The sequence below is a fragment of the Sphingorhabdus sp. genome (genome assembly GCF_044338195.1).
Classification (GTDB): domain Bacteria; phylum Pseudomonadota; class Alphaproteobacteria; order Sphingomonadales; family Sphingomonadaceae; genus Sphingorhabdus_B.
The window spans coordinates 12,157-25,051 of record NZ_JBIIMC010000006.1 but is presented as its reverse complement, the minus strand read 5'-3'; the positions used below and the strand labels follow the sequence as shown (position 1 = coordinate 25,051).

At 56.2% G+C, this 12,895-nt stretch carries 9 protein-coding genes; 3 read left to right on the top strand and 6 right to left on the bottom strand.

Translation table 11 applies throughout. The annotated features are described in order from the left end of the window. Positions 1–4: 4 nt before the first annotated feature. A complete protein-coding gene (locus ACIQZK_RS03055) occupies positions 5–2,974 on the bottom strand; it encodes an L-glutamate gamma-semialdehyde dehydrogenase (RefSeq protein ID WP_397574855.1) in 2,970 nt (989 codons plus the stop codon). 457 nt (positions 2,975–3,431) lie between these two features. Next, the gene (gene rpmB, locus ACIQZK_RS03050; RefSeq protein WP_125230549.1) at positions 3,432–3,722 is read right to left on the bottom strand and encodes a 50S ribosomal protein L28; all 291 of its coding nucleotides are present in this window, start codon (positions 3,720–3,722) and stop codon (positions 3,432–3,434) included. A gap of 155 nt (positions 3,723–3,877) precedes the next feature. On the opposite strand from rpmB, the gene tadA reads away from it, so the two are divergent. Further along, positions 3,878–4,309 (top strand): tRNA adenosine(34) deaminase TadA, encoded by a 432-nt coding sequence (tadA, locus tag ACIQZK_RS03045; RefSeq protein WP_397574854.1) that lies wholly within the window; start codon positions 3,878–3,880, stop codon positions 4,307–4,309. Here tadA and yghX read toward each other — a convergent pair. The 3 genes from yghX to ACIQZK_RS03030 are packed head-to-tail and all read right to left on the bottom strand — an operon-like array spanning position 4,306 to position 7,156. Further along, a complete protein-coding gene (yghX, locus tag ACIQZK_RS03040; RefSeq protein WP_397574853.1) occupies positions 4,306–5,211 on the bottom strand; it encodes a YghX family hydrolase in 906 nt (301 codons plus the stop codon). The genes tadA and yghX overlap by 4 nt on opposite strands. An 11-nt stretch (positions 5,212–5,222) precedes the next feature. After that, positions 5,223–6,023: a LytR/AlgR family response regulator transcription factor gene (locus ACIQZK_RS03035; RefSeq protein ID WP_397574852.1), complete on the bottom strand. Its 801-nt coding sequence runs from the start codon at positions 6,021–6,023 to the stop codon at positions 5,223–5,225. Continuing rightward, positions 6,020–7,156, bottom strand: a complete 1,137-nt coding sequence (locus ACIQZK_RS03030; RefSeq protein WP_397574851.1) for a sensor histidine kinase — start codon at positions 7,154–7,156, stop codon at positions 6,020–6,022. The genes ACIQZK_RS03035 and ACIQZK_RS03030 overlap by 4 nt, the downstream gene beginning before the upstream one ends. Before the next feature lie 88 nt (positions 7,157–7,244). On the opposite strand from ACIQZK_RS03030, the gene ACIQZK_RS03025 reads away from it, so the two are divergent. Beyond that, a complete protein-coding gene (locus tag ACIQZK_RS03025; RefSeq protein ID WP_397574850.1) occupies positions 7,245–7,838 on the top strand; it encodes an HD domain-containing protein in 594 nt (197 codons plus the stop codon). A gap of 128 nt (positions 7,839–7,966) precedes the next feature. Beyond that, positions 7,967–8,095: a hypothetical protein gene (locus tag ACIQZK_RS03020; protein WP_397574849.1), complete on the top strand. Its 129-nt coding sequence runs from the start codon at positions 7,967–7,969 to the stop codon at positions 8,093–8,095. 4 nt (positions 8,096–8,099) lie between these two features. Here the strand turns inward: ACIQZK_RS03020 and ACIQZK_RS03015 are convergent, their stop codons facing one another. Further along, entirely contained in the window at positions 8,100–12,749 is a 4,650-nt protein-coding gene (locus tag ACIQZK_RS03015) for an NAD-glutamate dehydrogenase (protein WP_397574900.1), read from the bottom strand. Positions 12,750–12,895: the final 146 nt, after the last annotated feature.

Below are 12,895 nucleotides of genomic sequence, written 5' to 3'. Positions count from 1 at the left end.
AAAGTCAGCTATCGTCCTCAAGCGACAGCAACGATGCGTTGCCGCCCGCGCTGGTTGTATCGACAGATGTCGTTCGTTCAGCGCAGAAGCGGTACAAATAATGCGGTCCGCCTGCTTTGGGACCAGTGCCGGATAAGCCTTCACCGCCAAATGGCTGGCTGCCCACCACCGCGCCAATCATCGACCGATTGATGTACAGATTGCCAACGCGGGCAAGGTTTTCGACCAACGCACTGCTGCCCGCAATCCGGCTGTGCAGCCCCATAGTCAGACCAAATCCCTTGGCATTCACCCTTGCGACTGTCGCCTCAAGCTCGCCAGCCTTCCACGTTGCAACATGCACCAATGGGCCGAACCATTCACGGTTCAGGTCGTCCAAATTGTCCAGACGGATAACCGACGGGGGCACAAACAGGCCTTTTGCCGGAACGTCTATCTCATGAACTATTCTGTCCTTCACCTCGGCACGATAGGCCATCAGCTTGTCATAGTTATCCTGATCGATGACAGGGCCGATGTCGGTAGAAGGATCGGCAGGATCGCCCACGTTCAAAGTGTCCATCGCGCCGCGCAGCATCTCAAGCGTGTGTTCTGCGATATCCTCTTGCAGAAGCAACAACCGCAAAGCCGAACAACGCTGGCCTGCCGATTGAAAGCCAGAGATGATGATGTCGCGAACGACTTGTTCGGACAAAGCCGTGGAATCGACGATCATGGCGTTGAGGCCACCCGTTTCGGCAATCAGCGACACCAATGGTCGCGCATCATCAGCGAGCAAGTTGCGCGCAATGGCCTTTGCCGTCGGGACCGAACCAGTAAACACCACGCCAGAAATGCGGACATCGGCGGTCAGGGCCGCGCCGACGTCGCCACCGGCGGTAACAATCTGGAGCACATCTTCGGGAACACCGGCTTCATGCGCCAGCGCCACTGCATATTGCCCAATTGCGGGTGTTTGCGGGGCAGGCTTCGCGACCACGGTGTTGCCCGTGACCAATGCAGCCGCCACTTGCCCCAAAAATATCGCAAGCGGGAAATTCCACGGCGCAATGGCGACCCACACACCCCTGCCTTCATGCCGCAGAACATTTCGTTCGCCCGTCGGGCCGGGCAATTCAACAGGCATTAAATCGGTACGGGCGCGCGCAGCATAATAACGGCAAAAATCAATCGCCTCGCGTACTTCGGAGAGCGCATCAGGGATCGTTTTGCGTGCCTCTTGCACCAAAATAGCCATTAACCGGCCACGGTTGGATTCCAACAGGTCGGCCAGTCTATCCAGACAGTCCGCGCGTTCGTCCAATGGGGTATTTGACCATGCCGGATAGGCGGCAAGCGCCGCCGTGACAGCACCTTCTGGTGAGGCTGTTGTCTGTTTGCCCAATGGTACCGGGCGCGCGATGTCCGCTGCAGTTTCTTGCAAAATCACCGCATCATCCAGGTCAATGCCAAGGCTATTCGTCCGCTCTGGCTGAAACAGATCCGCAGGCGCTGCAATGGCCGGGTGCCGCGTGCCGCCAACGGCCATAATTTTCTCTACCGGATCGGCAAGCAGCTCGTCCTCACTGATGGATTGGTCCGCCAGTTGGTGGACGAAACTGCTGTTGGCGCCATTTTCCAGCAAGCGGCGGACCAGATAAGCGAGCAAGTCGCGATGTCCGCCTACCGGAGCGTAGGTGCGGCATTGATAGCCTTCTTCGCGCACAAGGCGTTCAAACAGCCCTTCGCCCATGCCATGCAGGCGCTGAAATTCAAAATCGCGATTGTCCCCCGCCCATTGCAAAATCGTCGCGACGGTAAGCGCGTTATGCGTTGCAAATGCAGGGCGAATGTTGGGGGCTTCAAACATATCTTTGGCGCACGCAAGGTAGGATACGTCCGTTGCCGGTTTGCGGGTAAACAATGGGAAGTCGGTCAGTCCGCGTTCCTGCGCATGTTTGATCTCGCTGTCCCAATAAGCGCCTTTGACGAGGCGCACTTGCATGATGCGGGACGTGTCATGGCCCAGTGCATTGGCCCAAGCGATGACGGGACGGGCGCGTTTGGAGTAGGCTTGCACCGCCATGCCTAGGCCACTCCAGCCGCGCAGTTCACGGTCACGGGCTACGCGTTCAATGATATCTAGGCTCATTTCCAGCCGCGCGGCTTCTTCGGCGTCAATGGTGAGTTGCACACCAAGCGCAGCGGCAGACCGGGCCAATTGCGTGATCATATCGGCCAGTTCTGGAATGCATGTTGCACTTTGCGCGGTTTCATATCGCGGGTGCAGCGCCGACAATTTTACAGAAATGCTATGCCCGCGCGCCGCGTTGCGGCCGACGGCGGCGATAGCCGCAGCGTAGGATGCGAAATATCGTTCTGCATCATTTTTGGTGCGTGCGGCTTCGCCAAGCATGTCGAAACTGGCGGTGAAGCCGCGGTTGTCTTTTGATTCCATCCGCTTGATGGCTTCGTCAATATCGCGGCCCATCACGAAAACTTGGCCCATCAGGCGCATAGCCGCGCCAACGGCTTGCCGCACAAATGGCTCGCCTGCCTTTGCAATCAGGCGTTTCAATGTGCTTGTGCTGTCACCCAGAACCGCTTTACCGAGGACAAGTCCCCAAGTCGCGCTGTTCACCAGCAAGCTCGACGACTGCCCCTTATGGTTGCTCCACTCCGCTTCCGTCAGCTTGTCGGCAATCAGCAGATCGGCTGTTTGGGGATCGGGTACGCGCAAAAAGGCCTCCGCAAGCGAAAGGAGCGCCGTGCCCTCTTCGGTCCCGAGGCGATATTCCTGCAGGAACTGGTTCACCCACCCATCGGCTTGCACCTGGCGCAAATCGGCCAGCAGGGTCCGCGCGGTGCGCACAACTTCGGCGCGCGTTGTGCCATCGACAGTGGCAGCGACCACCAATGGGGCGAGCACTTCTGGTTCATACTTGCGATGAAAGGGCCGGATGGCAGTTCGTGCGGATTCGAGTGATGAAGTCATTGCGGCGCTTTGCCGGATAAAGCGCATGCAGACAAGTTTCAGTTGAAACGAAAAGCCAGCCCTCGATCGAAGGCTGGCTCATGATCGTCAGGCAATCGCCTGATCGACCGTTCCGTCCGGATGTGATTGAGGTTCAGGGATCACATCCGGACGAAATGCTGATATTCTAACGATTGCGGCGGCAATTGCTGTCCGACTTGTCGATGACGTTCGATACTCCTTTGGTTTCAGGTTCGGCCCGCATTGGGCAATTCGGCGATTTGCTGTGCCGATAATTGCCTTATGAAGATGCTTCATTGTCCGAATGCTGAATGTGTCTGTTATCGATCGTTCATATTCCGCCCGTAATTGACGAAGTTCCGGCTGCCCTCTGCCCCGGACAAGAAAAAACCGGAGGCAGTGACTGCCCCCGGCTTTGATTCGTTCTAAATACAGGCTGCAAAAGCAGCCGTTGGGCTTACGCCGCAGCTTTTTGCTTCTTGGCGATTTCTTTTTTCACCTTGCGCGCGTTTGTCGAGAGTTTCTCGTCCGAAGTCTTCAACAACCAGTTGTCGAGACCGCCAACATGCTCAACCGAACGCAGACCGTGGGTCGAAACGCGGAACTTGTAGCCCTGCTCAAGGGCATCCGACAACAAAGTGACATTCTGCAGGTTAGGCAAGAATGTGCGCTTGGTTTTGTTGTTGGCGTGGCTCACATTGTTGCCGACCAGACGGCCTTTACCGGTGAGTTCGCAGATGCGCGCCATGATGTATGTCCTGTATAAAAAAAGTGTATGCGGAATCACTGTCCCGCGAAAGTCGCTGCCCCTAACGCTCCACACCGAAAAGGTCAAGCCGATGTGTGGTCAAAAGCAGTAATCTACGCTAGCAAAATAACATGCCCTTGTCCAAAGCCCGCGAAATGATGAACGAAGCACTCAACTTGGCGCAGGCAGCCGCCGCGCAAGGCGAAGTGCCCGTTGGCGCGATTGTCGTCAAGGATGGGGTCATTATTGGCCGTGGCGCCAACCGTCCACTTGAGCATCATGACCCCACGGCCCACGCCGAAATCCTCGCCATCCGCGCCGCTGCGGCGCACCTTGGCAATGACCGGCTCACGGGATGCGACCTGTGGGTCACGCTAGAGCCCTGTGCGATGTGTGCAGGCGCAATCGCCCATTCGCGCATCGCCCGCCTCTATTATGGCGCTGAGGACCCCAAGGGCGGCGCTGTGGCGCATGGCCCGCGCTTATTTGAACAGCCCACGGTGCATCATCGCCCCGAAATATATTCTGGGATATCCGCAGACGAATCGGCGGAACTGCTTCAGGTGTTTTTCAAAGACCGGCGCTAACGCAGATTTTTCCCGAAAAACGCGAGCGTGCGGGCCCATGATAAGTCTGCCGCTGCTTTGTCAAAACGGGGCGTGCTGTCATTATGGAAGCCATGCTGTGTACCCGGATAGAAATGCACCTGAAACGCCTTCTGGTTCGCGATGAGCGCTGCCTGATAGGGGAGCCAACCGGCGTTGATGCGCTCGTCGACCTCGGCATAATGGACCAACAGCGGCGCCTTAATAAAAGGAACTTCGGCAGCCGTTGGTTGGCGACCATAATAAGGCACTGATGCAGCCATTTCCGGATAGGCAACAGCCAACGCATTGCAGACGCCGCCACCATAACAAAAACCCACCGCGCCAACCTTGCTTGTGCTGTCGGCATGGTCGCGCAAGAATTCATAGCTGGCGAAAAAGTCTTCCAATAATTTGCCGGGGTTCAGCTTTGCCTGCAGCTCGCGGCCTTTTTCGTCATTGCCCGGATAACCGCCAAGCGACGACAGGCCATCAGGGCCAAACGCCATATAGCCGGCCTTTGCCAGACGGCGCACGACATCTTCAATATAGGGGTTCAATCCGCGATTTTCGTGAACCACCAAAACCGCCGGCAGCTTGCTGCTTGCCTTAGCCGGCCGCGCCAGAAGACCGCTGATGCTGCCATGCCCATCCGGGCTTTGTACCGTCACCCGCGACGTGACGATTTCGGGATCGTCGGCTTTTACTTGCTGCGCCAAAGCATAATCCGGCTGCAACTGGTTGAGTATCATAAGGCCGGTTACGCCCGCAGCCGCGAATTTACCGGCTTGGCGGATGAATTCACGTTTGGTCAGCTTGCCGTGGACATAGCCATCAAAGATTTCCAGAATATAGGGATGGAAGTCACTGGCCTTCATGCGCGGCGAGGTATCGGCTTCTGCCATCCTTATTCTCCTTAATGGACAAACCTGGCTACAACGTCACGATAGGAACGGCTGACTTTTACCTGTGCGCCGGATTCGAGCACAAGGAAGCATTCGCCGTTCGTATGCGGCTTGACCTGCCGCACCTGATCCAAATTGACAATTGTCGAACGGTGGACGCGCTGGAACGTCCTTGGATCGAGGCGCTTTTCCAGATCCTTCATCGTCTCGCGCAGGATGAGTGAGTTGTCGGCGGTATATATGCACATATAGTCGCCAGCCGCATCAATACGTTCGATGCTTTCCACATCGACGCGGAAAATCTGGCCGCGATCTTTGATATTGATAAGCTTCTCAAACCGGGTCGACGCCACGTCGTCGTCAAGCGAACTCAGATTGTCAGCAGCATCCGGCGCAACTTCATTGATGACATTGCGAAGCCTGTCCAGCTCATCCGATGTGCGCTTGTCGGCAAGCCTGCTGCGCACACGGTCCATGGTGTCTGCAAGACGTTCTGGCTCGACCGGCTTCATGAGATAATCGATGGCCTGCGCTTCGAACGCCTTAATCGCATGTTCCGAATAAGCCGTCACAAAGACGAACAATGGCGGATCAATATCCATCACGCCCTGAACAACCGAAAAGCCATCGAATCCGGGCATCTGAATGTCGAGAAACACGAGATCGGGTTTCAGCGTTTTAATCTTGCGAATGGCTTCGCGGCCATTGTGGCAGGTCGCGACGATTTCGATGTCGTCGAATGGCTGAAGCCTTAATTCAAGGCCTTGGATCGCCAGCTTTTCATCGTCGACCAATATTGTACGAATGCTCATGCGGATATTTGTCCTTGCTGCTTAGCCCCCGTTTGAATGTCTTCCCCTGTTATAATCCGGCTTTGATAGGGTAGTTCCAACAAAACCTCAAATCCTCCGCCCGCTTTTACATAATGTTCAAAGCGTTGATCGTCGCCATAAGCTTGTGAAAGTCGCTCGCGGGTGTTCGCCATCCCAACACCGGTGGAGAGGCTGTGATCTTGCTGTCCCGGCTGCAAGCCCGGTCCCGTGTCCGATACGGTAATTCGCACTCTTTGACCGACGAGTTGAGCGGTGACGGAAATGTCGGCGCCCTCTTCTTTCGGGGTCACCGCATATTTAATGGCATTTTCCACCAATGGCTGCAGGAGAAGTGACGGCACCAGAGCGTCTTCGACAGCCGGTTCAATCGTGAAATATGTCCGCAGCCGTTCTTCAAAACGCATTTTTTCAATATCAAGATACAATTTCAGCGTCTCGATCTCTTGCGTCAGAGGCACCTTGGCCGCCGCTTCGTTGATGAGGGTGAAGCGCAAAAATGACGATAGCCGCGACAACATGGCGTTTGCCTGCTCCGTCTGCTTCAGCAGCACGAGCGTCGATATACTGTTCAATGTGTTGAACAGGAAATGCGGATTCAACTGATACCGCAACATCGTCAGCTGCGCACTGGTGGCCTGCGCCTCAAGCCGCATCATCTGATCCGCTTGTTCTTCAGCGCGCACGAAATAATTGATCGCGTAATACAGCGCGGACCAGGCCGCCAATAGCACGGAGTTAATGTAGATCGCAGCCAGCCATAACTGCGCAAAAGGCGTTTCATCCACCCCGTCCCGAATGGTTTGAAGCACCCACACGTCCATATACGCGTAGCCAATCGTGGCCAAGGACACCGCGACGAACGTCAGGCTCCACGTAATAAATGGCCGCTGATCAATCAGAAATCGGTAAATAACCGATAGCAGAAGCGTGATCGAATAACCGGTGACCGCTGAAATCAAGATGGGCACGAGGAAGCTGACAGGCTGCCCCTGGGCGATACCCGACGCAGCGCGCAAAATGACTGCGCCTGCCCATCCGGCTGAATGGAGATTCCAAAATGCGCGATTTTTATCGGCAAAGAAGGGTTTGTCTGTAAGCTCAAGTACCGCCATAAAATCGGTCTAGCCGCATTTTACGCGCGCATGAAGCACTTGTTTCATCACAAGGACATGATAGGGTTTTGGGGAGAGGATATCGACCATGGACAACCACGAAGATCGCGCAAATTTCCACGACATGTCACAAAGCACGCAAGAAGATTGGCAAATCATCATGCGGCACAATATCCCGTTCTCGCAAAATGGCGGACAACGGATATTGGACCATCTTCGGCTGCTCGATGGCGATTTTGGTGGATTCGCGGTGGACCGGTTGACCCATTCGTTACAAACCGCGACGCGCGCCCATCGTGATGGACGGGACGAAGATTATGTCGTCATGGCGCTGCTGCACGACATTGGCGACACACTTGGCGCCGCAAACCACCCAGACATTGCTGCTGCCATATTAAAGCCGTTCGTTTCCGAAAAACTGCACTGGATTGTCCAGAACCACGGCATTTTCCAAGGTCACAACTTCTTCCACCATCTTGGACTTGATCGTGACATGCGCGAAAAGTTCCGCGGTCATGAATGGTTTGCTGACACCGAAGAATTCATCGACAAATATGACTGCCCATCGTTCGATCCCGAATATGACACGCTGCCATTAGAGTTTTTCGAACCCATGGTGACGAAGCTGTTCCGCCATCCGCTGAATAGCATTTATAAGCGTGAAGCAGAGGCAGTGGCTTAATCACCTCATTTCGGTGGGTGCCCTTATAACGGGGGCCATTCGTGCATATAGATAAGGATCACCGGACGTTCGCGTGAACGATCCGGCGCTTTGCACGTTGTCCCCTCCACCCCCGAAAGGAAAACATCATGGCAAAGAGCCAAAAGAAATCGAACCGCGAAGTCCGCAAACCAAAGGCAGAGGCGCCCAAGAAGCAAAATGCTTCGAACCCCTCAACCAAAGGCAACCCCGCCGGATTGGCTCCATCCAAGAGCTAAGGGCTTAACGCCCCAATAGCACCCGTGCCTGACCGGCAACCTGTGCCAGCATCGCGGGCGTTGGTATGCCTGCCATGCGGGCACGGTCGACCATCGCCTTGAATGCACGCACGCGGACGGTGTTGGTTTGCAGCCAATCCTGTGCATCCTCGAGCGGCTTCTTGGCGGCACGGCGCCGTAAGAAATCCAAACGCATCGTTTGGAAATCGCGCGCCAGACCCGCAACCAGCAGTCGTTCCCACGGGTCGTGCGGATCAATCTGCATGGCCGCCCCTTGTGCCCAGCTGAGGCCAAGCGCATCGCCTATGGCGGTGAAAGCACGCGTAAGCGCGGTCACATCACCCTTTTGGGTCGATGACAACGCCGCAAGGCCAATCGCTCCATCCAACTGCGCCAATTCAACCAGCCGATCGGCAATTTTGCGTGGCGCGCCATTTTCCGCAAGCCGTGCGCCAAAACGTTCTGTCTGAAGCCGGACGTCATTGGGCAACAACCCGTCAAGCGCGGCAGACAATTTCTGCACGACGGGGGCATATACGGCCGTGGCGGCACTGACGTCGCGGCCTTCATGCGCGTTGCGAATGATGTCCGCCATCTGCGCACGAATTTCAACGGCAGCTTGATTGAATAGCATCAACCGCGTCGCCTCCGGCATCGGTGTCGTATCGATGGCCTGCCACAGCGATGGCAGATCATAAATGCGTTCGGCAATGGCGAAGGCCGCGGCAACATCACCAAGGCCGCAGCCTTCTTCCTCAGCCAGTTCAAACGGGTGCAGCATGCCCAGCCGGTTGATCATGCGGTTCGCCAACTTGGTCGCGATGATTTCCTTGCGCAACCGGTGCGACAAGATCGCGCTTTTGTGCGCCTTGACCATCGCCTCTGGAAACGCAGCCAGCAGTTCGCTGTCCATTGAGGCATCTTGTGCCAAAGGCGCGTCCTCAACGCCGTCTTGCGCGGCCAGCTTTGCCGTCGACAGCAGCACGGCCAATTCAGGCCGGGTCAGACCACGTCCTTCACTTGCGCGCCGGAACAGTTCCTCGCTCGGTGCGAGCCCCTCAACCGCACGGTCAAGCTTGCCAGAGCCTTCGAAGATTTCAATAAGCCGGACATAGGCAGGCAAATCCCCCGCCCCGCCCGTTTCGGCAATGGAAAGCGCAAGCGTTTGCAGGCGATTGTCCTCAAGCACCAAATGCGCAACGGCGTCGGTCATATCGGCGAGCAAAATGTTGCGCGCCGGTTCCTTCAACTTGCCGGCACGCATTTGCGCATTCAGCGCGATTTTGATGTTCACCTCATTATCTGAACAATCCACGCCGGCGCTGTTGTCGATGAAGTCGGTGTTGATCCGGCCCCCGCGCAATGCGTAGCCAATACGCCCCGCCTGCGTGACGCCAAGGTTGGCACCTTCGCCGATGACCTTTGCCTGCACATCCGCGCCATTGACGCGGATCGCGTCATTGCCCGGGTCGCCAACATCCAGATGGCCTTCGCTTCGGTCCTTAATATAGGTTCCAATTCCGCCAAACCACAGCAGCTGCACAGGTGCCTTCAATATTGCGGTCATCAATGCAGACGGTTCAATCTCTTTCGCATCAATGCTTAATAATGCTCTGATTTCAGGCGAAATTTTGATCGACTTTTCGGTCCGTGCAAATACGCCGCCGCCCTTTGAAATCAGCTTGCTATCATAATCCAGCCAGCTTGAGCGCGGCAGATTGAACAAACGTTGACGTTCTTTCCAGCTGACCGCCGGGTCGGGATCGGGATCAAAAAAGATATGGCGGTGGTCGAATGCGGCGACGACTTTCAATGTTTTCGAAAGCAGCATTCCGTTGCCAAAAACGTCACCAGACATGTCACCGACGCCAGCAACCGTGATCGGTTCTTTTTGAACGTCGATACCCATTTCGGCGAAATGGCGCTGGACCGAAAGCCAACCACCCTTGGCGGTGATACCCATTGCTTTATGGTCATATCCAACCGAGCCGCCACTGGCGAAAGCGTCGCCCAACCAGAAATTGCGTTCCAGCGCGATGGCATTTGCGGTGTCGGAAAATGTCGCCGTGCCCTTGTCAGCGGCAACAACGAAATAAGGATCATCCCCGTCATGAATGACGACATTGTCGGGATGCACGATGCGGTCGTTGACGATGTTGTCGGTTATCGACAGCAAGGTGCGGATGAATATCTTATAGGCTTCGGTGCCTTCGGCAAACCATGCATCGCGGTCAACGCGCATGTCGGGCAACCGCTTGGGGTAAAAGCCACCCTTGGCCCCTGTCGGCACGATCACTGCGTTTTTAACACGCTGTGCTTTCATCAGGCCGAGAACTTCCGTGCGGAAATCGTCACGCCGGTCTGACCAGCGCAAACCGCCACGCGCCACGGGGCCAGCGCGCAAGTGAATGCCTTCAACGCGCGGCGAATACACAAACACTTCGCGCCAGGGCAGCGGCGCAGGCAGGCCCGGGACTTTCGCGCAATCAAGCTTAAATGCGAGCGCTTCTGCCGCAGCCGCCGAAAAGGCGTTGGTGCGGACCGTGGCCAAAACGATCGCCAAGAAGCGGCGCAATATGCGGTCTTCGTCGATGGCCGATACTGCGGCCAAGTCCGTGTTAATCGACTTCACATATTTGGTGATCTCTTTTTCGCGGTCACCGGAATGCGCCGGGTTATGCCGAACGTCGAACAGGGCAATGATCGAACGCGTGATATTGGCGTTTTTGGCCAGTGCCGACACCACAGTCGGCATGCCGTACGTCACGCCCGTTTGACGCAAATAGCGATACCATGCCCGCAGCCAAATAACCGATTGCGGATCAAGACCGCCGACCGTCACCAGTTGGTTAAAGACATCATTTTCAAAGCTGCCGTCCAAAACCTGGCTCAACGCGCCTTCGATAATGTGCGGACGTTTCATCACCGTCGCCACATCGCCGCCGCGCAGCGACAATCGGAAATCATGGATATAATTGCCGTCGCCCAATGCAGTGGGCAATTCTTCCAACACGTCGAAACCAAAATTCTCAAGCGCCGGAACAACATCACTGAGCGGAAGCGCGCCGCCACCGCTATAAATTTTAAGCCGAAGATTATCGCCGTCGACGAACAATCGGGTGACTTTACTGTGGTCGCGCTCCATGGTCAGCAGGCCAACCATGTCACGCGCGGCTTCTTCGGTCGAATACGTGCTGCGATAATTGGCGGGGAAGCCGGCGCCATAACGTACGAGCATTGCGGCCGCGCGCTTTTCGTCGGTCAGCGACGCGAGAGCCGCTTCGACTGCAGGCTCCCATCCGCGCACCATCAGCTCGACTTTGCCATCAAGCGCGGCCTCGTCGACCTTTTGGTCGCGATCTGGCAGGTCGAGCGTGTAGCGCAGCAAGGCAACGCCGCCATCTTCCAGACCAATCGTCCAGCCGAGCAAGCTACCGCCTGTGGCATCTATAAGCATATTCTGGATTTGCTTGCGGATGCCCGTCGAGACATCGTCGCGCGGCAACCAGACGAAGATATAGAGATGACGGCCAAGCGGCGACCGCAGCGCAATCAGCTTTGGCCGTGGGCGATCCGTAAGCGACATCGCGGTCAGTGTGACTCGCTCCAAATCATCCAATTTTAGCGCAACCAAAAGATCGTGTGGCAGCGCCGTCAATGCATGTGCCATCGCCTTGCCCGCATGCCCCGAAGGGTCAAAGCCAAACCGGTCCATAAGCGCCGCCAGATGCGTTCTCAGCACGGGTATTGCCTCTGGGGTAGTTGCGAGCGCGGCGCTCGTCCAAAGCCCTGCAGTGACCGCTACGCCCGTAATGCGGTTGCCGTTTGTGACGGGGATGACGATCAGATCCAGCTGGACATTACGGTGGACCGTCGACACCCGGTTGGACTTGAGCACCAATGGCGCGACGCCGCCGTCTTCAAACCATTTGATCGCAAGCCCAACGCTGTCTTCTGCAAGAACCGGTGCATCGGTCACGCGCGATAGACCAAGGCGGTCGGACCGCGTGCCATCGCCGTTGATCCGTTCGTGCGCCAGAACCGTCATGTTATTTTTGGAGAACCAACGAAGGAGCGCAGCGCCCTCACTTTCCGGCAGGCTGTCAGCGTCAGCGGACAAAGCCGCGAGCATATCGCGCCAATCCGTCACCGCGCCGCGCACATCGGCCAGAACGGCGTTGAGGCGCGCTTCAAGCTGCCGGCGTTCCCGCGCGTCGACCCGCTCTGTCTCAAGATAGATGAATGATTCCCGGGCCTGACCGTCCATACGCTTCCGGCGGATGTCGGTGAGCGTCAGGGCATCATCACGGACGACACTCAACACGGGGTGAATGATGCGTTTGACCGATATGCCACTTGCGGCAACGGCGGCGGACACCGAATCCACCAAAAATGGCATGTCGTCGTTATTCAACGCGATCCGCATCATCAAACGGCCGTGCGCATCGGTGAAACAGTCGAGCGCGATGGCGGCAGTGCCAGCTTTGCGATGAAGACCGGTTTGAATGATAAAGCGGGCGGCCTCTTCCGTTGCCTTGGCATCAAAGCCTTCATTTTCGCCAGGCAGCGCGGTTTCAGCGAACGCCGAAATCATTGCCTTCAGCAAGCTTTTGTCCAGTTTTCCGGTAGTTTTAGCAATTTTGGCGGCCGCCATGAAATCATCTCCTGAGCCCGCAAGCATTGGGTTAAGTGCCATGTCCAACGACAAAATACGTTGTAATTTTATTACAAAGCTTATGACGCCCTTCGAGCGCTTAAACAAGTCACGTTTGTAACTTGTTGCGACAGCCATTACTCCTG